Annotated in this window: 17 protein-coding genes; 4 read left to right on the top strand and 13 right to left on the bottom strand. The window is 50.3% G+C overall.

The window, feature by feature from the left end; translation table 11 throughout:
- Positions 1 to 4 precede the first annotated feature (4 nt).
- The 7 genes from HZ996_02545 to HZ996_02515 are packed head-to-tail and all read right to left on the bottom strand — an operon-like array spanning position 5 to position 8,468.
- Positions 5 to 1,324 (bottom strand): HAMP domain-containing protein, encoded by a 1,320-nt coding sequence (locus tag HZ996_02545; protein QTN38062.1) that lies wholly within the window; start codon positions 1,322 to 1,324, stop codon positions 5 to 7.
- On the bottom strand, positions 1,308 to 2,669 hold the full coding sequence (locus tag HZ996_02540; protein QTN38061.1) for a sigma-54-dependent Fis family transcriptional regulator: 1,362 nt from the start codon (positions 2,667 to 2,669) through the stop codon (positions 1,308 to 1,310). Before HZ996_02540 ends, HZ996_02545 begins: the two co-directional genes overlap by 17 nt.
- Positions 2,666 to 3,847, bottom strand: coding sequence for an FtsX-like permease family protein (locus tag HZ996_02535; protein QTN38060.1), 1,182 nt, complete (start codon positions 3,845 to 3,847; stop codon positions 2,666 to 2,668). The genes HZ996_02540 and HZ996_02535 overlap by 4 nt, the downstream gene beginning before the upstream one ends.
- Complete coding sequence (locus HZ996_02530) at positions 3,844 to 5,091, bottom strand: ABC transporter permease (protein QTN38059.1); 1,248 nt, start codon at positions 5,089 to 5,091, stop codon at positions 3,844 to 3,846. The genes HZ996_02535 and HZ996_02530 overlap by 4 nt, the downstream gene beginning before the upstream one ends.
- Positions 5,092 to 5,102: 11 nt before the next feature.
- Positions 5,103 to 5,765 (bottom strand): ABC transporter ATP-binding protein, encoded by a 663-nt coding sequence (locus HZ996_02525; GenBank protein ID QTN38058.1) that lies wholly within the window; start codon positions 5,763 to 5,765, stop codon positions 5,103 to 5,105.
- A gap of 5 nt (positions 5,766 to 5,770) precedes the next feature.
- Entirely contained in the window at positions 5,771 to 7,222 is a 1,452-nt protein-coding gene (locus HZ996_02520; GenBank protein ID QTN38057.1) for a TolC family protein, read from the bottom strand.
- On the bottom strand, positions 7,215 to 8,468 hold the full coding sequence (locus tag HZ996_02515) for an HlyD family efflux transporter periplasmic adaptor subunit (GenBank protein QTN38056.1): 1,254 nt from the start codon (positions 8,466 to 8,468) through the stop codon (positions 7,215 to 7,217). The genes HZ996_02520 and HZ996_02515 overlap by 8 nt, the downstream gene beginning before the upstream one ends.
- Before the next feature lie 180 nt (positions 8,469 to 8,648).
- On the opposite strand from HZ996_02515, the gene HZ996_02510 reads away from it, so the two are divergent.
- A complete protein-coding gene (locus tag HZ996_02510; protein QTN38055.1) occupies positions 8,649 to 9,275 on the top strand; it encodes an outer membrane beta-barrel protein in 627 nt (208 codons plus the stop codon).
- 12 nt (positions 9,276 to 9,287) lie between these two features.
- Here the strand turns inward: HZ996_02510 and HZ996_02505 are convergent, their stop codons facing one another.
- Positions 9,288 to 9,854, bottom strand: coding sequence for a DUF4136 domain-containing protein (locus tag HZ996_02505; GenBank protein QTN38054.1), 567 nt, complete (start codon positions 9,852 to 9,854; stop codon positions 9,288 to 9,290).
- A 72-nt stretch (positions 9,855 to 9,926) separates the two neighbouring features.
- Between HZ996_02505 and HZ996_02500 the strand changes: the two genes are divergently transcribed.
- The 3 genes from HZ996_02500 (at position 9,927) to HZ996_02490 (ending at position 12,737) form a co-directional block, all read left to right on the top strand.
- Entirely contained in the window at positions 9,927 to 11,744 is a 1,818-nt protein-coding gene (locus tag HZ996_02500; protein ID QTN38053.1) for an ABC transporter ATP-binding protein, read from the top strand.
- A gap of 40 nt (positions 11,745 to 11,784) precedes the next feature.
- A complete protein-coding gene (mce, locus tag HZ996_02495; GenBank protein QTN38052.1) occupies positions 11,785 to 12,186 on the top strand; it encodes a methylmalonyl-CoA epimerase in 402 nt (133 codons plus the stop codon).
- Between the two features lie 83 nt (positions 12,187 to 12,269).
- Entirely contained in the window at positions 12,270 to 12,737 is a 468-nt protein-coding gene (locus tag HZ996_02490; protein ID QTN38051.1) for a hypothetical protein, read from the top strand.
- A gap of 3 nt (positions 12,738 to 12,740) precedes the next feature.
- Here the strand turns inward: HZ996_02490 and HZ996_02485 are convergent, their stop codons facing one another.
- The 5 genes from HZ996_02485 to HZ996_02465 all read right to left on the bottom strand — a co-directional run bounded on the left by HZ996_02485 (position 12,741) and on the right by HZ996_02465 (position 21,696).
- Positions 12,741 to 13,865: a glycoside hydrolase family 16 protein gene (locus tag HZ996_02485; GenBank protein ID QTN38050.1), complete on the bottom strand. Its 1,125-nt coding sequence runs from the start codon at positions 13,863 to 13,865 to the stop codon at positions 12,741 to 12,743.
- 78 nt (positions 13,866 to 13,943) lie between these two features.
- Positions 13,944 to 15,269, bottom strand: coding sequence for a PKD domain-containing protein (locus HZ996_02480; GenBank protein QTN38049.1), 1,326 nt, complete (start codon positions 15,267 to 15,269; stop codon positions 13,944 to 13,946).
- 50 nt (positions 15,270 to 15,319) lie between these two features.
- Positions 15,320 to 16,789 (bottom strand): RagB/SusD family nutrient uptake outer membrane protein, encoded by a 1,470-nt coding sequence (locus HZ996_02475; GenBank protein QTN38048.1) that lies wholly within the window; start codon positions 16,787 to 16,789, stop codon positions 15,320 to 15,322.
- 11 nt (positions 16,790 to 16,800) lie between these two features.
- Positions 16,801 to 19,902 (bottom strand): TonB-dependent receptor, encoded by a 3,102-nt coding sequence (locus HZ996_02470; GenBank protein ID QTN38047.1) that lies wholly within the window; start codon positions 19,900 to 19,902, stop codon positions 16,801 to 16,803.
- A gap of 180 nt (positions 19,903 to 20,082) precedes the next feature.
- On the bottom strand, positions 20,083 to 21,696 hold the full coding sequence (locus tag HZ996_02465) for a family 16 glycosylhydrolase (GenBank protein QTN38046.1): 1,614 nt from the start codon (positions 21,694 to 21,696) through the stop codon (positions 20,083 to 20,085).
- Positions 21,697 to 21,703: the final 7 nt, after the last annotated feature.

Below are 21,703 nucleotides of genomic sequence, written 5' to 3'. Positions count from 1 at the left end.
TGAGTTAGCGTACTTCCGAAGGTAGGCTTTTCACTTCGAAGCGCGTGAGCCCATCGGGGTCGGTCTCGAGTCGGAATGGGAATCCGTGCTGCATAAGTACTTCTCGGCTCAAGGTGAGTCCAACACCTTGACCGTCTTTCTTAGTGCTGAAGAAAGGTTTGAAGAGTCGATCCGCTTTATCGGCGGGTATGCCCGGGCCATTATCGGCGACACCCCAGAGGCCGTGCACGGGATCTGCAAAGAGCTCAATTTTTCCGCCTTCACCGATGCTCTCACGTGCATTTTTGATGGCGTTGGTTAGCACTTGCTCCAGCTGCTCGCGATCGCCCTCTGTAATCAGTGCCGTCTCAGGCGCTTCCCAGATCAAATCTATATGATGCTCGGCGCAAATCGGCCTCCACAATCGAGCGAGGTCATGGAGTAGTTCTCGGATGTCAAGGGGCTCTGTTATGGGATCGGGAAGTCGGACCACATCGGCAAACTTATTCATGAACGTGCCCAAGCTCTGGTTCCGTCGAATCACCACGTCCATGGACTCTCGGTAATCGGTTCTCAAATCTTCTGCAATTTGAGTGTCAAAGGCCACCAGACTGTTGAGTAGCGAATTGATGCTGCCCATGGAATTGTTGACCTCGTGGCTCATCATGCGGATGACCTTTCCGTAGGCCTGCTTTTCCGCTTCGATCATTTCACGACTGAGCTCTTCGACGAGTACGAATTGCCGATTGAATCCGCGGTGAATGAACTGCCCTCGATGAACCTTGAATTTGCGCCAACCATCGAGTTCGATGAGCTTTTCGTTTTGTCCCTCCGAAAAGACGATTTGCTTTAATAGGGGGTCGGGAGATTCATCGGGCCGTAGGCCCAATACCTGCTCAGAAGGAAGGGTCATGAAGCGCTCCAAGGCCGGATTTGCAGATACCCAACGCTGCTCGTAATCGAGAATTCCAATGCCGGTCGGTGAGGCGTTGATGAGCTCTTCCAAGAAGTAGTTTTGCTCCTGCTGATGGATGCGCTCGTTTCGGAGCTCGTCGATCATTCCGTTGTAAACGTTGATCAAACTGTCTAATTCACCTTGGCCAGTGGGTTTAAATTTGACTTGAAAGTCGCGATCCTTGATGGCTTCCGTGCCGCTCCGGATGAGCTCCAAGGGCCCCATAAGTCTTCGGTACAAGCGCCACCCTAGCCACATGCTGAGCAATACGCCGATTTCTACGGCAATAAACCAATAGCGTTGTTCCCGCTCAAATTGCGGATAGGCCAGCCACAAGATTACTCCGTGGATGACGATCAAATACAAGATGAATTTAGTCTTCAGCCCCATCGGCCATTCCGAACTTTTCGAGTCTTCGGTACAGGGCGTTCCGACTGATGCCGAGTGCCCGCGCCGCCGGAGCTACTTTGTATCGATGAGCCCGCATCGCGCGTTCCACCAATTCTCGCTCCATTTCTTCCAAATTTAAGGTTTTGCTTTGGGGCGTGGCATTGCTTTGGTTCGGACGCAAATGCTTCTCGATATCCGAGGCCTGCAGTTCATTTCCGGTGGCCAGAAGCAGTGCCCGTTCCACCAGGTTTTTGAGCTCGCGGATATTGCCCGGAAACGGAAGCCCTTTTAACAGTTCCAGCGCCTGCGGCGCGAAGCGGACATCTGTTTTTCCATAGTCGGCCGCCGCCAAGTTCAAGAAGTGCTTGGCCAGCAGAGGGATATCGCCAGGTCGTTCGCGGAGAGGCGGTAAATGCAGGGTGATGAGGTTGATACGGTAGAACAGATCCTCGCGGAAGCGTTCTTCATCGACCTCTTTGGCCAAGTCTCGATTGGTGGCCGAAACGACCCGCACGTTGACACTCTTGGTTTCGGAACTCCCCAGGACTTCAAATCGTCGATCCTGCAATACGCGGAGCAGTTTGACTTGTTGCGCAAGGGGTAGTTCACCCAATTCATCTAAGAAGATGGTGCCGTTGTGCGCGGCTTCAAATCGACCGACTCGGTCTGCATGTGCGTCGGTGAAGGCCCCTTTTTTATGACCGAACATTTCGCTTTCGAACAAACTGGCCGAGATACCTCCGAGGTTGACCTCCACGAAGTTCTCTTGACGCCGTTCGGAGTTCTTGTGCAGGGCTTGAGCGATGAGCTCCTTTCCTGTACCGCTTTCCCCCAAGATGAGCACGCTCGCATCGGTTGGTGCCACACGAGCCACTTGCTCAAGCACCTCAAGGAGTTTGGGGTCTTCCCCAATAATGTCGCTGAAGTCGAATTTCCGATCCAGTTTTGCTCGGTCAGAACTTGTCTCTTCCACGGACTGGTTCAGCTTGAGGGCCGTTTTGGCCGCCTCCAGGACGTAGTCATTCTCCCAAGGTTTATTGATAAAGTCTGCGGCCCCCGCTTTCATACCATCAATGGCCAAGGCCATATGCCCCCATCCGGTAATCAAGATAACCGGGATCATGGGGTGTGCTTCTTTAATGCGCTTAAGTGCCGCGAGCCCTTCATCTCCAGTGGTCTCCACATGGAAATTCATATCCAAGAAGACCAGCTCTACGGGGTGTTCCGCTAGTTGGACCAAGCCCATTTCGGGGTGCTCAGCCTCCAGGGTTCGGTACCCATTTTGGCGGAAGAGGAGGGAAAGGGACTTCCGTACGCCTAAATCGTCGTCAATGATGAGGATCATTCTTCGTGAAGGGCTTGAGCAGGTTCAATTCGCGCGGCTTGATGACTTGGGTACCAAGCACAGAGAAAGGTAATCAAATAGATAATGCCCAAGGCAATACCCATGGCTACAAAGTAATCCTGTGCCGGAAGATCAAAGGCACCCATCAAGGGAAACTGAATGGCGATTAAAAGCCCGAGAATTACTGAGAATGTGGTGATGACCATGACTTCACCAATGAACTGACTGCCAATCGCACCGGCGGGTGCTCCAAGGGCACGGCGAAGTCCAATTTCGGGGCGGCGTCTGTTGATGTTGTACCAGAGTACGCCAAAAATGCCCATGCCCACATTAAAGAGTAGAAAGGCGCCAATAATGCTGAAAATGATGACCGGAACCATGACCAATAAGTCCCTTCCGGTTTTCATTTCACTGAGCCACGAAATGTCGTATTCCCAAGCCGGATTGGTGCGCTCCAAGAGGTTCATCAACTTTTGCTCAAATTCCTTTCCGGCGTCGGGCTTAACGCGAACGAGCATCGCTGTAGCCAGGAAGTACTGGTTGGTGTCGTTCAAGCTGTACATCCTAAAGAAGGAGTTTTGGTTGGACATAAACTGGCTGGCGTATCGAAAGCGATCTATAACCCCGGTAACAATGCGGTCTCCAGCATCATCGATGTCTTCGCCCACAATATCGACGGATGGGTCAATGTCCAAAATAGTCTCTTCCAGTTTCCGATTGACCACAACATAGTGCCCCTCGTCATTGATGTTCGCCTCGTCAAATACCTTCCCTCGTTCAATGGGAATGCGAAGCACATCGAAGAACTCAGGCTCTACCCAAAATGAATTTGAAGTAAGGGGTTCCTCTTTATAATCAAAGGAGTTGGTCGACGAGCTGAAAGCGAAAGGAAAGTTATCGGTCATTAAGGCCAGACTTTCAATTTCGGGCTGATTGCGAAGGACACTTTTCAAGTTCTTCATCGTTTCCACAGCCTCTTCGTTTTCCACGTCGATGGTGGTCTCGATAACCCATACATTTTCGTATTCAAAGCCCAAGGGCTGAGCGTAGTTTCGGTAGTTCTTGACCACAAGGGTCATGATGCCGAAAAGAACCATAAAGGAGGCCAATACCTCGACCAGGAGCAGGAAGTTCTTCCCTTTCCGGTTCCACATTAGTTTGAATAGGTGACGGATCATTGTTCTTCAGATTTAAGTGCTTCAACAGGTTCCATACGACTCATACGCCAGGCGGGATATACACCGGAAATCACTCCAAACCCCAAGGTGATACCCAAAGTCATGAGGAGTACGCGACCATTGATTTCGAGGATGAATCCACCAAGGACGTTGGCATCATTGAGTATGGAAAGAGCGATATAGGCCAAGAGAAGACCGAGTGCCCCTCCAATGAAGGTGGTGACGACATTCTCTACAATGAATTGACCGACGAGATTGACGGAGCTGGCTCCAAAGGCTTTTCGGATACCAATTTCACCAGCGCGCTCTACCGTTCGGGAGATGGTCATATTGATGAGGTTTACGGTCGGCAATAGCAAGAATAGGATGATCACAATGGTGGACCAAAGGCGAAACTTGCCCGCCCCTTTGTCCTTCGCATTCCCGAAAATCATGCGAATGATAGCCTCAAAGGGACTTTCCGCATGACCGTAAATAGCGGTCCAAGATTCCTCTGCCGGCCATTGGACATTGCCCAGTTGATCTTGATATTCCTGCTGAATCAGTTCCTTGTCCGCTGGAGTTCGCCCAAGCATAATGGCGCCATATCCGCGGCCATTCAAACGAACTTCGTCGTATTGGGGATCCATTACCTTATACGGCAAGTAAACATCGCTTCCCGACAATAGGCGGGAGGTACTTACATTTTCGATGACCCCGACCACCTTCATGGTTTTCCCAAAGATTTCAAAGTCTTTACCTGAGGCTTCAACCGTTCCGTAAAGTTGTTCGGCAAGGCGTCGACTAATCACGGCCAATTGCTGAGAAGACTCGACTTCATCACGATTGTACGGCCGGCCGTTCAAAAACTCAAACTCAAACACTTCGAAATAGACTTCATCCGTGGTGCGGGTATCCCCCTTGTATCGGTTTCCGTCCTTGTAGATTTTCGCTGAGTTCCCCATGGTATAGATCCCGACCTTCTCTGGAGTTTTCAGGGTTTTGACATAGGTTTTGAGGTAGTAGTAGCTCACCGTACCATTACTGTAGTTGTGGTTGACGGTATCCTCGAGGTAGATCATCTGAGTCATGACCGCGCGGTCCATGTTTTTTTCAGGACCATTCGCTCCGAAGGAGCTTTCCCAAAAGGCCACAACTACGATGAGGATCAGCAGAGTAAAGCTGATGCCGAAGAGGCTGACGAAGGTGAAGAACTTTCGGCGGTTCAAAACCTTCCACGCTAGGAGTATATAGTTTCTAATCATTGGAGTTGGTTTTAGGAGACTTGCTGTCCGTCGTAAAGGCGCATCAAGCGGTGGGTTTTCTTGGCCATGTTCTCATCGTGGGTCACCATGATGATGGTCGAACCTTCTTGATTCAGCTTGAGCAGGATGTCCATTACCTCATTTCCCATTACCGAATCCAAGTTTCCGGTAGGCTCATCGGCCAGAATGAGTTCCGGGTTTCCAATGATGGCTCGGGCAATGGCCACACGTTGACGCTGACCTCCGGAAAGCTGAGATGGATAGTGCTTCATTCGGTTGCTCAAGCCTACCTTTTCCAAGGCCTCCATCGCTTTCTTGCGACGCTCCGAAGCTGTGCTTTTTCGGTACAAGAGCGGAAGCTCCACATTGTCCAACACTGTCAAATCATTGATCAAGTGAAAGCTCTGAAAGATGAAGCCGATGGTGTGGTTGCGGAATTGAGCCAGGTTCTTATCGCTGTAGGCGGTGGGATCAACTCCCTTTACGGTGAGGCTACCGGCCGATGGTCGATCCAGCAAGCCCATGATGTTGAGCAAGGTGGATTTACCGCAACCCGAAGGGCCCATGATGCTCAGGAACTCACCTTCGTCCACGTTCAGGTTGATGCTGTTTAGCGCCACCGTCTCGATACTCGAGGTGCGAAATACCTTTTCAATGTTCTGTAGTTGAAGCATAGTGTTTAGCGTTTTTGTTGTGTTCGGAAATCGTATAGGGTAAATAGTTGTAGTCGGTAATAGGCCTCCCAGTAGTCGCGAAGGGCGCCCAAATAATCGCGTCGGGCGCGGTCCTTCTCTCCTAGGGCGATCATGAGATCGGTAATGCTGAGGTCCCCGAGGAGGTAGCGATCATAGCTAATTTGGTAGCGCTCAGCGGCCAGTTCATCTCCTTGCTTGTAGAACTCAATCTGCGTCTGAAGTAGGTTGAAGCGCTCGGCCAATTGAATCACGTTTTGGTCAAAGTTGATCTCGTCCTGCTGCACCGTGTACTCGACGAGCTTCTGATTGGCCAAGGCCGTCTTAACACGCGCGTCGGCCCGACCCCAATCGAGGATGGGAATGGTGAATCCCAACCGGACGCCTTGTTGATCAATAGTATTTTGGTACGCCCCACCGAAGGACTCATCGGTACCGCTGAAACCAAGGGAAGCCTCGAGATTGGCTTGAGGCCCGGTTTGCCCTTTTGCCATGGCCACCTCTTCTTCGGCTTCCAACAATCTGCGTCGGAAGGCGACGGGATCTGCCCGATTGGCCCGAGCTTCAACCAAAGCCAACTCCGGATTCACGTTCAAGTAATCCATAGCCGTTGGGAGCACGGCATCTAGTGAATCCCCTTCCCAGCCCAAGAAGGTTTTCAGCTCCAAAGCAGCGATATTCCGGTCGAGCTTCGCCTGTGCCACATCTTTTTGAGCAGTAACCGCGGCCAATTGCAACTGAAGGAGATCTGACTTGGAAATACGGCCGAGCTCGAAGCGCGTCTCCGCAATGCGGAAAAGCGTGTCGTTGTTTTTGAGGTTGTTCTCTGCAATGTCGAGGTTGATCTCCGCCCGAAGCAAATCGAAGTAGCGGCGGCACACTTGCACGGCAATGCGCGCTTCCTCTTCCTTGAACTGACGCACGGATTCCTCGTACTTCAAGGGCTCGATTTTCTGTCCCCACTTCAATCCATTGTATTGGAAAAGCGGTTGCGAAAGTCCAATAAAGAGTGGGCTACTGTTGTACAGGCGGGTATCGCGATCAAAATCATCGAAGCGATTCAAGCGGGTTCCGATGAAAACCTGTCCACCAGTCCAGGGCAAATTTTGACTAACGTCCAACTGCAAGCTGGAGTTGTTGATGGTCACCGGTTGGTAAAGGGTGGTTCCGTCGGGTTGAGTTACCCCGCTGAAGGAGCGGTTGAATTCAGGGGCAACCCCGCTGAGCACGAGGCGCGGATAAAGGTTACTGCGAAAACTTTGATAGGCCCAAAAGCGGTTCTCTTTGGTGGTTTCGTTTTGAAGCGCCGTGATGCTCTGTCCCTGCGCATAGGAAATGGCTTGGTTGAGGCTCAAGATAACCGGTCCGGATTCTTGGGCCCTCACGGGCCGATAAAGCACAGCCGCGATCAGCACAAACGTGTAGATTAGCTTATTCACGACCCGTCATTTTAAAGGTTTGACGATGGCGCAAGCGCGGGAGTTGCGTAATAACGACTTGATCTCCTTCTTTGACCCCTTGGAGGATTTCGACGTGCTCGAAATTGCTCAGGCCTACTTGAACGCGCTGGCGCTTCCCTTGACCGTCTTTCATCACAAAGACTTCTTGTTGGCCTGAACCAGAAAAGGCACTTCCGTTGCGAACGATTAGCGTTTCTTCTGAATAGTTGGTCACGACGTAGACTTCCACCGTCATATTGGGGCGGAACCCACTGAAATCGTTCCCTTCAAACCGCAATTCGAAGGCCACCCGGCCGTTTTGCACGGTGGGTTCAATAGAGGAGATAATGGCTTCAACCGGTTTGCGATTGACCTGTACATAGGCTTTTTGTCCCGGTTGCAAGAAGTCAATGTACTCGTCGGCGATGCGGGCATCCACCTTGAAGCGACTGAGGTCCGCTACGCGAGCTACTTCTTGTCCCGGACGCAGGGTCACTCCGCGATCCGTATGCACAAAGGTGACGGTTCCGCTGCGCTGGGGGCGAACTTGCGCCATTTCCCAGCGGCGTTTCGCTTCGTCGTAGCTGCGTTCGGCCATAGCCACTTGCAGATCGAGTTCTCTGAGTGTTGCGATTTTTTGAGAGCGACGGTTGGCGATCTCATTTTCCATTTGGCGGAGTTCGATGCGCGCGATTTGGAGGTCCATTTCCGCCTTTTCGACTTCTTCAGCGGTTCCTCCTCCCACTTTCAAGAGTTTTTTCTGATCCTCCACTAGGGCTTCAAGTCCCCGAATGCGGAGACGCTTGATGGAAATAGCAGACTCCAAATCGTAAATGGATTTCTCCCACTGTAGGCGTGTCTTTTCGTAGGTCGCTTCGCTGAGCTCCAGTTCGTCTGCCCTGGAGGCCAATTGATTCTCGAGTTTCTTGGAAGTTAGAGAGAGAATCTTTTGACCGGAGTCTACGCGAGTACCGGCTTGAATAAGCACCTCCTCCAATCGAGCTTCTTCGGGAACGGTGAGGGCTTGCTCGTACTCGGGGACAATGGTTCCCGTAGCGGTAATGGTGGCTTCGATAGAGCCGGCTTCTACAGTGGAAATGACCACCTCACTGGATTTGACCCGTGCTTCAAGTTGATTGCGGAAAATGATGATGGCGACCACCAGTCCGATGAGAATCGCTACGGGGGCAATCCACTTACGTCGTTTCTGGGAGCGAAGATGTTGTTCTGATAAGGGGCGGTCCATACTGGTTCGGTTATTCGAACAAAGTAAAGCCAAGGCTGTGCCAAAGCAGCTAAGTCACTGCAAATCAGAAATTAAGAGTTTGCAAAGCGGTCAAGTTAATGCGCGCATTCGAACAAAGTGTTCCGAATCGCAACACTGCTCAGGGGAAGTTTTTATCTTTAACGGAATAATCTTTCGATCATGAAGAGAACCTTACTCGTTTTGTTGATGGCCACTTTTGGCTTTGCAACGCAAGCCCAAAACGCCATTGAACTTCAGCCCTATGTGGGATTTCAATTCGGTAATACCATTCACGCCTACGACGGGGTCGTTAAAACCCAAGACGGTTTGGACTGGGGAGGTTCGTTGAGTATCGAGGTTCGCCCCGGAGTGTATTTGGAATTGATGTACAGCCGTATGGAAACGGACATGCGCATCGACGAATACTACGGTCCTTCAACACCGCTCTTTGATATTGATATTCAATACTTCCAGATCGGTGGATTGGTGGAACAGAGCATCGGCCAAGTAGCTCCCTTTGGAACCTTTACCCTTGGTGCGGTGGATTACGATCCACAGGATAGCCGCTTCGTCAACGAAACGCAGTTTGCCATCACCTTCGGGGGTGGAATCAAGTACTTCGTATCGGACAACATCGGAATCCGCCTCCAAGCCCGCGCCATGATGCCTCTATACTTCGGAGGATTTGGCTTTTTCTGCGGAACAGGGGGATGTGGCGGTAGTGCATACACCACTAGCTACACCTTCGCGGCCGACCTGACCGGAGGTCTGATCTTCCGCTTGGGAGGTGACTCGCGCGTGTATTAAGCTCTATTGATTTTATTCTTCGCCCTCGACCGGTAGGGGCTGAACCGGGAAGTCGCGGAACATGCGGCGAATTCCCTCTTCCAAGATCTCGCTCATATAGCGCGTATCCTGCTCAACAGTCGCATTCAAGATGCCTTGGAAAACGATGGTATTGGTGTTCGCATCCACGAAATCGCAGAACACGTAACCGTCTGTGTATTGGTTGACGTCGGTATACGTCGTGCCGTAGGCACCTCCCCATCCTGGACCGTATCCGTAGCGATAGTATCCACCGTAATAGTTGGTGTTGGTGCTGACCGATACTTTCTCCTGGGTGCGGACGTACAGGTTAATGAAGAGGTCTGGATTAGCCGTACGACTGATGCCTCGCGCATTCATCTGAGTCTCAATAGATCCCAAGAAGCGATCATAGAGCAACTTGTTCTTCGGCGTACGCTCCAGAACTTCTGGGGCAAATTGGAAGGTTTTGTATTGCGTGAAGTTCGCAGATGGATCCTTGTCGGTAGATACTTTCACGGCCGGACCACATGAAGTTAGTACAGCGGCGGAAAAAATCATCAAGGCAAGCAATCGTTTCATTTCAAGTTCGTTTTGTGAGGTACTAAAACTACAAAAAAACCCCGCTGACGGGGAATCGCCTATCTTTGCTTTATGAAATTTTTCTTGAGGATTCTGGCCTATGCAAAGCCCTACAGCTTCTTTGCGATCTTGGCCGTTTTCTTTAACATACTCAGCGTAGTTTTCTCGCTCGCTTCCGTCACCTTGGTCATTCCCGTCCTCGGCGTACTGTTCGGCACCCAAGAGCGGGTGTATGAGCCCGCGACGTTTACCGGATCCTTGGAGAGCTTGGAGCAGGCCTTCAACTACCAAGTGACCCTCATCATCGAGAATGAGGGACCCTCGCGGGCCTTGGCGGCCATCTGCGCTCTGATTGTCGGTGCCTATCTCGGTAAGAACCTCTTCCAGTATGCTGCCTTCTACGTGACGGCCATTCTTCGAAACGGAACCATCCGCGATATTCGAAATGCCCTGCACGAAAAGATCCTAGCTCTTCCTATGGGTTTCTTTAGCGATCAGCGAAAAGGAGACATTATGGCCCGTATGACTTCGGATATGTCGGAAGTAGAATGGACCATGTTCACCTCTTTGCAAAAAGTTATTCGCGACCCTTTAACGGTGATTGGTTCCTTGATCATACTGGTGTACATGAGCTCCGAACTCACCGTGGTTGTAGGGCTGATGTTACCGGTGACCGCCTTGGTCATCAGCATCATAGGACGTTCCTTGAAGCGCAAGAGCACTAAGGCGCAGAATCAGCTCGGATTCCTGCTTTCGCTGGTCGATGAAACGGTCGGTGGATTGCGCATCATCAAGGCCTTTAATGCTGAAGCCGAGAAGCATCGCCAGTTCCGAACGACGAATACGCGCTACCGTCACTTGATGAATCGCGTACTCTGGCGCAAGGATTTGTCGAGCCCCATTTCTGAAATGTTGGGCGTCATCGTCGGGGCCATTGTGATCTGGTACGGAGGAAGCCTAATCCTCGAAGGACAAGGCCTAAAGCCCGAGGTATTCTTCGGCTATTTGATGGTCTTTTTCAACGTTATTACCCCCGCAAAGTCCGTAGCGAACATTTCCTACAACATTCAGAAAGGGAATGCCTCCGCTCAGCGCATCTTTGAGATCCTCGATGCCGAAAATCCAATCCAGGACCCCGAAAGTCCTGTCGCTTTATCGGAGTTCACTTCGGCCATTGAGATCGAGAACTTGAACTTCAGCTACGGTAAAGAGCCCGTTCTGTCGGACATCAATTTGACGATTGCGAAAGGGGAGTCCGTCGCCTTGGTTGGGCCTTCTGGGTCCGGAAAGACGACCTTGGCCAACCTCATTCCTCGCTATTACGAAGTAGAGGCGGGGAGCCTACGGCTCGATGGTCATCCAGTTGCAGACTACACCCTACGTGACCTTCGCGCCCAACTCGGCATCGTTACGCAGGAGAGCATCCTTTTTAACGACTCCGTGATCAACAACATTCGACTCGGCAATATCCACGCTTCTGAGGAGGAGGTCATTGCGGCGGCCAAAGTGGCCAACGCTCATGAGTTCATTGAGCAATTGCCCGAAGGATACTACACCAACATCGGGGACGGTGGGGGCAAACTCAGCGGAGGCCAGAAGCAGCGCATATCTATTGCGCGGGCCGTATTAAAGAACCCGCCGATTTTGATCTTAGATGAAGCGACTTCGGCCTTGGATACCGAAAGCGAGAAGCTCGTACAGGATGCCTTGAACCGACTTATGCAAAACCGGACGAGTGTAGTCATTGCTCACCGATTGTCGACCGTTCAGCATGCCGATAAGATCGTGGTGATGAAGGACGGCCGGATTGAAGAAATCGGCACGCATGATTCCCTTATTGCTTCTGGTGGAACCTACCACAAATTGACCCAAATGCAGAGCTTTGTTTGAGCCTTCTGGCGTACCTTTACCGAAGCTAAAACAAGGACTTATGTTTAAGAATATCGACCATATCGGCATCGCGGTCCGGGACCTCGAGTCGTCTAAGGAACTCTTCGAAAAACTCACGGGTCATTCCATCGCGCATGAGGAAAGTGTTCCTTCAGAAAAGGTGAATACGGCCTTCATTCAAATTGGAAACACAAAGCTTGAATTGTTGGAGCCCATCAATGGAGAAGGCCCCATGCAAGGTTTTATCGACAAGCGCGGTGAAGGCATTCAACAGATGGCCTTTGAGGTTGCCGATATTCGCGCGGAGATGAAGCGTCTGAAGGAGGCGGGCTTCATCTTGCTCAATGACGAGCCTAAGCGCGGAGCGAACAACACCCAAGTCTGCTTTATTCACCCAAAGAGCGCCAATGGAATTCTCGTTGAACTGCTTCAGAAGGGGTAATTAGCTGTTGAAAAGAACTTTTGTCACCACCGGGCGTAATCTGTAGGTTTGCGCCCGGTTTTTAATACTAATCCTTTGTCTATATGAACCTCAAGTCCATTCTCCTTTTCCTTTCTTTCGGTCTTCTTTTGGCAGCGTGCTCAGATGAGGGCGAGAATAACCTCGCACCTGGAACAGCGGCATATACCGTTGTCGGTGATACCACCTATACTGTAGCAGGAACGGCCACCGTCTTGTTCGTCGGCGATACCCTCGCTGGTGTTACCATTAGCTCCTCAACAGGTGTCGTTTTGGCGGTCAACATCAAAGGCGACAACGTCGGCTCTAAAGGAACGTATTCTGTAAACAACAATGGTGTTACCGAGCGCGGTCAGTCCAATACCAATTTGCAAGACGGGTCAAACACCGCGTACAGCGGCATCAACGGTACCGTTCGCATTGATAAAGGCTCCACGAGCGATTTTCAAGGTGAAATTCGCAACATGACCATGGAGAACTTCGTCGGTGAAACCATCACCGTCAACGGAAGCTTTCGCGCCAGCGGTAATTAAGTCTTATTGCTCTTGGAAGACCCGCACGTAATCCACGACCATTTGTTGTGGGAATTGCGTACTGGCATCTGGAGAACCTGGCCAATTTCCTCCAACGGCAACGTTGAAGATGAAAAAGAAAGATTGCTGGAATTCATCAAGAGCTGCTGAGGTAATATCGATACTGCAGAACTGAATGTCATCGCGATACCATGTGATGGCTTGATCATCCCAGATGATGGTAAACACGTGGAACTCTTCAGCGAAGATGCTTCCATCGGTTAGTGCATTGCTACAGCCGTAATCTGCTTTGGTTCCGTTTTGGTCCCAGTGTACGGTACCGTGTACTCTGTTGTCCTGATCACCACCTACTAATTCCATGATGTCGATTTCGCCGCAATAGGGCCATCCAACAGTGCTAAAGTTGTCCCCTAACATCCAGAGTGCAGGCCATAGACCTTGTCCAAAGGGTGTTGCCGCACGAATATCAATTCGCCCGTATTGGAAGCTTTGATTTCCCTGCGTCACGATGCGTGAAGACGTGTAGTTTCTTCCACCGACGTTCTCTTCACGTGCTTGAATGATGAGGTAACCATCGTTCACCGTGGTGTTCTCTGGTTGATAGTATTGAAGCTCATTGTTTCCCCAACCGTTGTTACCGGTTCCGATTTCGTGGGTCCAGTCTGAACTTAGGCTTGTTCCGTCAAATTCATCACTCCAAACCAGATCATATCCAGGATAGCTTGTAGGGGTCTCGTATCCGGTCGTTGGAATCTGTCCGATAGGAGGGGTGTTGTCCTCGTCGATTTCGACGGTGACAGTGGTTTCTTTTTCAATGTAATACTCATACGAGGTATGGGCGCGGATAACCACGCGGTAGGTACCTGATTCTGTGTACAAGTAAGTCGCTTCACCCTCTGGAGATTGAATGAATTCTGAGTCAGAGGAATCGGCGTTGAAAAATTCAAAACTGTAGTAATTGGCCATAATGGCGGTAGCGGTCGCTTGGACCAACCCTTGCGGGTCTTCTGACACTTCAATGGTATAGGTCAGGCTCGCGGGTAAGGATACCGGCGAGTTGCCAGCTTCTTCGGTACAGCCGATGAGGAATATGCTGGCGAGGAGCGAAAAGGAGATGAGTTGTTTCATTTTGTTTGCGGGGTTAAGTCAGAGAAAAAAAGGGGGCAGCGGATGGCGCTCCGCTAACCCCCATTTCACTACTACACTTTATTGTTGAACGATGTCGTCTACGTAGAATACTCCACCGCTACCCACATCCCAAGAGGGGAAGATGACTAGGCGGTCAAAAGTATTGGCCGACCCGACGAAATCGAAGGTGATTTCTTCCCAGGCGTTGGCCGTGGTTACTGTTGCATCCAATTCCACAAAAGAGTTTGCATCGGCTTGCTCTTCGAGCTTCATGCGGAAGGTTCCAGTAGCTGGAGCCCATACCTTGAGCTTGATTGTGGTTTGTGTTGAGAAATCCAATGGGTCAACAAGGTCAACATACTGACCTGCCCATCCTTCATTTCCTTTAGTGGTTTCCAACACACGCATGCTGGTGTTGATACCGCTTTGATCAGGATTATCTACATACGTGTACGCATTGTTACCGAATGTAGTCCAATCTGGTTCGAACGTCTCAAAGTCCAAAGGCAAAGAAGCCGTTGGGGGTGGTGGAGGCGTTCCGGTATCTGTATTGAACCCTTCTGGAACCAAGCGGATGTACCATGCTAAACCAGGATCCGCTTGATCCTCATAGCGCAAGAAGAGTTGATTTTCTTCAATGTTGATGATGCGGTAGGTCTGAACACCGGTATAGTAACCGATGAAGGACTGCCCACTTACGGAGATAGTAGTATCAGAACCTTCAACGATGGTCCAGTTTTCACCCAATTGATCATCGAATGGAGACATATAATCTCCTACCGGACTTTCTACAGCGTTTGGCCAGTCTCCAAGGCTACCTGCATTGAGGTAAATATCTCCATTGGTGACTTGGTCAAATCCGAATCCACTCAAGTGGAAGACGAAGCGGTCATTGTAGAATCCAGCTCCTGCCTTTTCATTGGCTCCGGCTGAATACCACTCAGGCCAATCTCCGTTTTGAGACGGGTTCGGGCCAACACCAAAGTGACCGGCAGCGGCAGAATCAATCGCCCAAGTCTTAGAACCTGGTCCATCAGACCCTCCGGTCAACAAATCGTACAGTGGATTGTCCAAGAGACCTGGATCATCCTCAGCGATGTTGATGACTTGTGAGCTTGAGTTCGACCCTCCAGAGTTGTATACCGTCAATACCACGGTATAGTCTCCAGCATTTGGATACTCTGCTGTCACCATGTGACCTTCAGCAGTTGTACCGTTTCCAAAGTCCCACTGGTTGGTGTAGTTTGGATTAGCTGCTGTAAACTCGATAATGTTATCACTTGTCGAAGACGCTTGATAAGTAAATTGTGCATCTGCATCACTGGGCGGATCATCCAAAGATGGTTCGTCCTTCTTACACGAGGATCCTCCTATCAGAAAGCCGACGCTGATTGCGAAAGCCATTGCTTTCATCCATTTGTTCGTGCTCATCATTTTGCTTAGTTGTTAATGAATTAATAGTTCGGGTTTTGTTGCCAATTCCCACCAGCCAGATCAATTTCGATCTGAGGAATTGGAAAGAGTTCATGTTTTCCAGCAATGAAGCCGTCAATTTCTAGTGGTGCTCTTCCAGTGCGGACGAGGTCCCAGAAATGATAACCTTCACCACCCAGTTCTAGAACGCGTTCGTTCCAAATATCATCGGTCAATTGAGACCCACCGCTACTCAATGGTGGCATGCCCACACGGTCGCGAACTTGGTTTAGCAGTGGAAGTGCTGCCGCATCATTTCCTGATCGGTTATGCGCTTCAGCGGCCATTAAGAGAACGTCGGCATAGCGAATGACTTTATAGTTCACCGGTGAAGTAAGGTCGTTGTCCGGTAATCCGAGCTCGTTTTGACGCTTGAGATACTTGTTGTTGTAGTATCCAGTATGTCCGCCACCACCGATGGCGTATGTAATGCTACTAGGGTTGGGTTGGTCGGCAATCCACGCATCAATGTCCAAAACAGTAATATCGCGACGGGGATCAGCGGGCGCAAAGGCATTGTATAAATCTGCTGTAGGCAAATTGTAGCTGTTCCCATCTCCGTATACCGGTCCTTCGAACTGGCGGATTCCGTGAAATCCAACGGCGGCATTTCCTTCCAAACAGACGAAGCAGTCATAAGAGCCTCCTTCTAAACCAGTGTACTCAATATCAAAAACGGTTTCCTCATTGTTTTCGTTGGCTACTGGCCAGATGTCCGCATACTCTGGAACGAGGCCATATCCTCCTTCTAGAATGACTTGGTCTAGGACCGTCGCCGCTTCCGCAAATTTGTCTTGATAGAGGTAGACCTTTCCAAGCAGCGATAAGGCTGCTCCTTTGTCCGCGCGCCCTTTTTCGAAACGGCCATAGCTCAAGTTAGCTGCCGCGAACTCCAGGTCTGCCTCGATTTGGGCGTATACTTCAGCTGCAGAGGCTCGGTCAATTTCCGTGACTTCGTCAGCGCCCAATCGTTTGTCAACGATCAATGGAACACCACCGAAGTACTTCACCAACTCAAAGTAATAGTATGCACGTAGGAAACGGGTTTCACCAATGACGCGATTCTTTTCGTCGAACTCGATGTTGTCCTTATTCTCCATAATGTAATTACAGCGGGCAATTCCCGTGTACTGGAATTGAAAAAGTGATCTCAGCTCATTGTTTTGAGCATTGTGCGTCATGTTTTCAATTTCGTGTAAGCCCTGTGTGTCCGTGACACTCTCTCCACCGGCAATGGAATGACCAGAGGCAATCTCTCCAATCCACTGTGTCAGGAATGAGGTTTGTAGCAAGTCATAGGCGCCAATAAGGGCCAACTCATAATCTTGCGGACTTAAAAAATAATTCTCTGCATCCTGAGTGAATTCAGGTTCTACATCTAGGAACTTCTCACAACTCAACAAGGCCATGAGCGATCCAAAAACTAAAAAGTACTGTGCTAATCTTTTCATGTCTGTGTTGTTTAGAAGCGAATACTAAATCCTCCCATGTACGTACGAGCTTGCGGATAGAACCCGTAATCCACACCGGAATTCAAGGGTCCTCCGTTTGATCCAATGTCTGGATCAAACCCTTGGTAACTCGTGACCGTGAGGAGGTTGTTAGCACTTAGGTAAATACGGAAGTAGCTCGCCTGGATGTTTTTCAACCAATCTCCAGAGAAGGTATATCCCAATTGAATGTTACGCAGACGCAAGAAAGATCCGTCCTCGACGTAGAAATCACTGAACTCTGTGTTACGAGTTGCTCCTGTAGTCACGCGTGGAATATCATCTGAACTAAATGGTCCAGTCCAGCGATCGATCCAGTAGTCCAATTGGTTGGCGTAGGGCTGCTGACGCTCATAGTTTCGGATGATCTCATGACCCAAAGCAGCGTATAGGTTAACACCGAGGTCCCAACCTTTCCAACGTCCGTTTAAGTTCAAGCCGAAAGTGAAGTCAGGGATTGGTGAGCCAATTTGTACGCGATCACTATCATCTCCAAAGCTGATCACACCATCGCCGTTCTGATCTACATACTTCAGATCACCTGGCTGTGCTCCCGGTTGACTAACACCTGAAGCATCAATTTCCGCTTGGCTTTGGTAAATACCATCCGTTTGCAGACCGATGAAGTATCCAATGGGGAAACCTTGTTCGAAGCGAGTAGCTACGTTACCACCCACTCCGAAGTTGGCTCCAGGTATGAAGTCAACTCCATCCGGAACTGCCACGACTTCGTTCTTCAAGTACGCGCCATTCAAGGCGGCTGAGAAGATGAAGTTGTTAATCGGCTTGGTTTGGTACCCAAGTTCCAATTCAACCCCAGTGTTCTGAACATCTCCTGCATTCACGAAAGGCGGGAAACCACCGGCACCGTAGGTTCCAAGCAGTCCAGATACTTGTGGCTGGAAGAGCAAATCATTGGTACGCTTGATGAAGTAGTTCACTGTTGCGTTGAAGTTTTCGAAGAAGGAGAAATCCAAACCGACGTTGAACTGTCGGGTGGTCTCCCATTTCAAGTCGGGGTTCGCAGCGCGACCAATCGCTACCCCTTGAACGATCACGTCGTTGAAGACATAGTTTCCTTCTCCGTTCAATAGTGCGCGATAGCTGAAGTTTGGAATCTGGTCGTTTCCAGAAATACCATAGCTCATGCGCAGCTTTGCAAAGTCAATGGCTTCTGAATTAAAAAAGTCTTCTTCAGAGAAAATCCATGCCCCAGATACAGATGGGAAGATTCCCCAGCGGTTGTTCTCACCAAATTTGGAAGAACCATCACGGCGAAGAATAGCCGAGAACAAGTAGCGATCATCCAAGCTGTATTCGGCACGCAAGAAGGCCGACAATAGGCGCTCTTCGAATTGGAAAGAACCCGTGTTGTTCAAGAACCCACCGGGCGCTTGGTTGGCGCTAATGTCAGCGAATTCGACCGAGTTGTTCGGGATGTTGAAGGCTGTACCGTTCAAACCCTCACCCTTACGCGTGAAGACCGAAGCTCCGAGTGTACCGCGAATAAGACTGCGCTCATTGATGCGGTGGTTGTAGTTCAAGAAACTCTCAAAGTTCAAATCGACATACGTTTCGCGACTTTCATATACACTGGCGCCGCGCTCAATAAAGACGCTATCCGCAATCTCCACCATGGTTGGATCGAGGTCAGCATTTAATGCCGTGTTCTGCGCTTTACCAGGACCGTACCAGACCAAAGGCCCGAAGGTTTTGTAGTCAACGCTAGCGTAATTGTAGTTGAAGCGGTTGGTCCACGTCAACTCATCAGTGAAGGTGTATACAAACTCTTCTTTACCCACAAACTTGTTCACCCAGGTGCGGTTGAAGGTATTCTCCATCTGCGCGATAGGGTTGATAATATCATTCACCAATTCCAAGTAGCTGAAGCTTCCATCGGGTTGACGGATGGGCTCAGTGGGGTAGGCGTTCACCGTGTTGTAGAGAACGGAGCCGATACCGTTTTCCGGCAAAGTTGAGCGCTCTTCATGCGTGAAGAGGAATACGTTGTTGAACTTCAAGCGCGGAGAGAGTTGCAAAGAGAAGTTGACACGTCCATTCCAACGTTCAAACTCTGCTTTGCTTCCACCGACGATTCCTTCTTGATCGAAGTAGGATCCACCGATGCTGTACGTCGCTTTGTCCGTACCTCCTGTAATACTCAAGTTGTAGTTTTGGATGGGCGCGTTTTGGAAAACCGCTCCTTGCCAATCTGTTCCCTCACCCAACTGCGTATTGTTGAAGGGGGGGTCTTGACCACCGTTGGCGAAGGCGTTGTTTTTGATCACCGCATACTCCGAGGCGTTCAGAAGGCCCAACTGACGAGCCGTTTGCTGGATTCCATAGTATCCGCTGAACTCCACTTGTGGCGCTTCACTCGCTGCTCCTTTTTTGGTTTCAATGATGATTACCCCGTTGGCGGCCCGTACTCCATAGATACCTGCGGTACCATCTTTCAATACGTTGATCGAGGCAATGTCATTCGGGTTCAAGGCATTCAGGCCTTCCGAATCGTAGACAATACCGTCTACCAAGATCAGAGGATCATTATCCCCAAAGGTGCTCAGTCCGCGAATTCGAATCACGGAAGAGCCCCCAGGAGAACCCGAACTGGTTGCGATGTTCACCCCTGCTACTTGACCCTGCAAGGCAGCGTCGAGTCGCGGAATGTTCAACTTGGTGACCTCTTCTCCTTTTACGGTCGAGGTCGCCCCAGTTAATTCCTTTTTCTTCACGGCTCCATATCCCACCACCACAACTTGGTTGAGTACTTCGATGTCCTCTTCCATAGATATGTTGATGACGTTCGTAACGCCCACGACCTGTGTGACGTCCTTGTAGCCTAGAAATGAAAAAAGCAGCGTATCACCAGTAGCTGCTTCCAATTGATAATAGCCATCGAAATCGGTGGCTCCTCCAGTGTTTGATCCTTTAACCAAGATGTTTACCCCTGGCACAGGTTCACTGGTCGCCTTGTCGAGTACTTGACCCGTAATAGTACGAGTCTGTGCACTCACCCAAGTCGGGCACATAAATAGGAGTGCCAAAATGCTCAGATAGTAGTTTTTCTTCATAGGTCAGTTAGTAAGTGTGTCCTTCACCTTTTATGGCCTGTTCCGAAGGTTAAATACGGATTAATGCAACATGAAGGATTGGCAAAGTAGTAACTTTTGGTGAATTATACCATAAGTTTCCCTGTTTTTTCCTGCTTTCAGCCGCTAGGCCCCGTAAATCCTGAGTAATAAAGGTACTTTTTACATTTTTACAAGTCGAATTGGGTCGCTTTTGATCTCCGGAGCGTGTAAGAAGTAGATTCCTCTGGCCCATCCTTCGGTGGAAATGTGGTTCAAACCCGCATCGAGCCGTAGGCTCTGAATCAGAATACCTGTGCTTGAATAGATATGGGCCTCACGGCCCGATGTGCCCTGTTCCACCTCAATCACAAAGTCGTTGATGTGGGGGTTGGGATAAACCTTCACCTCGGACTCAGGCTTCGATTCCTCGAGGCCCACGGCACTGGATTGGTAGACCCGAACATAGTCGATAACCATGTCACTCTCGACGAATGCGGAGGTGATGTCCGGGTTGATCGCCACGTTGAGGAGAATATATTGCTCGGCGATGAAGGGCCAGGTGGTCATGTCGTATACGGTGGGCTCGTAGGTGTAGAAGATGAATCCATTGACACTGAAATCCAGTCGATCCGGATACCAGTCCAATGCGTAGACATTAAAGTTGTTGCTGACGCCTGGAAGATTCAATCCGCCCGTATTGACCGTTCCTCCAAAGCTGGAGGGGGTATGGACGGCACTTGAGATGTGGTCCTGATTGACGCCCCAATGTTCCATGACGTCCATCTCGCCGCAGGCGGGCCATGGGGTGGTTCCGTAATCATCGGTCCAATAGGCACCGGGTTCGTCGATGTTTTTGCCCAAGGTCCAGATTGCCGGCCACGTTCCCGCTCCCGTTGGAAGCTTGGCGCGCACTTCAATGCGCCCATAGGTGAAGGCGAATTTCGAATTCAACCGGGCTGAGGTGTACTGCTTATTGACTCCTTGATCGGTAAAGCTTTCGCTTTTCGCCACAATGTGAAGGTTCCCTTGGTCTACATAGCTGTTGTCCGTTCGATCCGTGTAGTGCTGGAGTTCCCCGTTGTACCAGCTGCTGCCGTTGGGGAGCAAAGTCTGGTGAAACCATTTGGAGGTATCGATCATGCCTGGAGTGTCGAATTCATCGGCCCATACGAGTTGATCGTAGAGAACGGGGGGTTGATTTCCTGCCGTGTCCAGGATTCCGTCGTAGCTCACGTTGTCGATGTACGCCAGAACTATGTCGTTGTTGTTCTCCCCGTTGAACTGGAAAAGGACTCGATTGAAATCTGTGCGGGTGGAGGGAGCAGCCGAGCCCGGATCCAAATTGACCCAATTGTCGTTGACCCAGTCAAAGGTCAAGGTCTGCCATTGGTCCAAAACAATCGGTTTGATGATTTCGGACTGTGTGGTCCACGGTTGACCTAGGGTTCCATCTTGAAGTTTTAGGGAGAGTTGGTTGGGCTGACTTCCGGTCAATCCGGCCGAGGGTACATAGACATCTACGGTAAAGGTATGTCCCGAACTGAAGATGAAGTTACTGGCAACGTCAAATCGGACGTTCGCGTATTGACCCCCTTGATCGTGATACTCGAGCACGGTCGCAGAGGTGTTGGAGCCTTGGTTGTAGGGGTTTCCAAATGATGTATTCAAGACACAATCATCGCCAAACCAGGTCACGATGTTTCCGTTTCCTTCGAAGTCATCATAGACGGATTGGGCAGTAATGGCGGGGCTTGCGAGCGCAAGGCACAAGAGGATAGTCGTTCGGCGGAGCATACTTATG

This window comes from Cryomorphaceae bacterium (assembly GCA_017798125.1).
In the GTDB taxonomy this organism is placed as follows: Bacteria; Bacteroidota; Bacteroidia; order Flavobacteriales; family ECT2AJA-044; genus ECT2AJA-044.
This window is presented reverse-complemented; position numbering and strand designations above follow the sequence as displayed.

What these genes read in the sequence shown, in the direction of transcription:
- HZ996_02515 (QTN38056.1), bottom strand. Translation starts at nt 8,468, where the DNA reads ATGGACCGCCCCTTATCAGAACAACATCTTCGCTCCCAGAAACGACGT.
- HZ996_02540 (QTN38061.1), bottom strand. Translation starts at nt 2,669, where the DNA reads ATGATCCTCATCATTGACGACGATTTAGGCGTACGGAAGTCCCTTTCC.
- HZ996_02490 (QTN38051.1), top strand. Translation starts at nt 12,270, where the DNA reads ATGAACCTCAAGTCCATTCTCCTTTTCCTTTCTTTCGGTCTTCTTTTG.
- HZ996_02545 (QTN38062.1), bottom strand. Translation starts at nt 1,324, where the DNA reads ATGGGGCTGAAGACTAAATTCATCTTGTATTTGATCGTCATCCACGGA.
- HZ996_02525 (QTN38058.1), bottom strand. Translation starts at nt 5,765, where the DNA reads ATGCTTCAACTACAGAACATTGAAAAGGTATTTCGCACCTCGAGTATC.
- HZ996_02480 (QTN38049.1), bottom strand. Translation starts at nt 15,269, where the DNA reads ATGGCTTTCGCAATCAGCGTCGGCTTTCTGATAGGAGGATCCTCGTGT.
- HZ996_02485 (QTN38050.1), bottom strand. Translation starts at nt 13,865, where the DNA reads ATGAAACAACTCATCTCCTTTTCGCTCCTCGCCAGCATATTCCTCATC.
- HZ996_02510 (QTN38055.1), top strand. Translation starts at nt 8,649, where the DNA reads ATGAAGAGAACCTTACTCGTTTTGTTGATGGCCACTTTTGGCTTTGCA.
- mce (QTN38052.1), top strand. Translation starts at nt 11,785, where the DNA reads ATGTTTAAGAATATCGACCATATCGGCATCGCGGTCCGGGACCTCGAG.
- HZ996_02530 (QTN38059.1), bottom strand. Translation starts at nt 5,091, where the DNA reads ATGATTAGAAACTATATACTCCTAGCGTGGAAGGTTTTGAACCGCCGA.
- HZ996_02535 (QTN38060.1), bottom strand. Translation starts at nt 3,847, where the DNA reads ATGATCCGTCACCTATTCAAACTAATGTGGAACCGGAAAGGGAAGAAC.
- HZ996_02465 (QTN38046.1), bottom strand. Translation starts at nt 21,696, where the DNA reads ATGCTCCGCCGAACGACTATCCTCTTGTGCCTTGCGCTCGCAAGCCCC.
- HZ996_02505 (QTN38054.1), bottom strand. Translation starts at nt 9,854, where the DNA reads ATGAAACGATTGCTTGCCTTGATGATTTTTTCCGCCGCTGTACTAACT.
- HZ996_02500 (QTN38053.1), top strand. Translation starts at nt 9,927, where the DNA reads ATGAAATTTTTCTTGAGGATTCTGGCCTATGCAAAGCCCTACAGCTTC.
- HZ996_02475 (QTN38048.1), bottom strand. Translation starts at nt 16,789, where the DNA reads ATGAAAAGATTAGCACAGTACTTTTTAGTTTTTGGATCGCTCATGGCC.
- HZ996_02470 (QTN38047.1), bottom strand. Translation starts at nt 19,902, where the DNA reads ATGAAGAAAAACTACTATCTGAGCATTTTGGCACTCCTATTTATGTGC.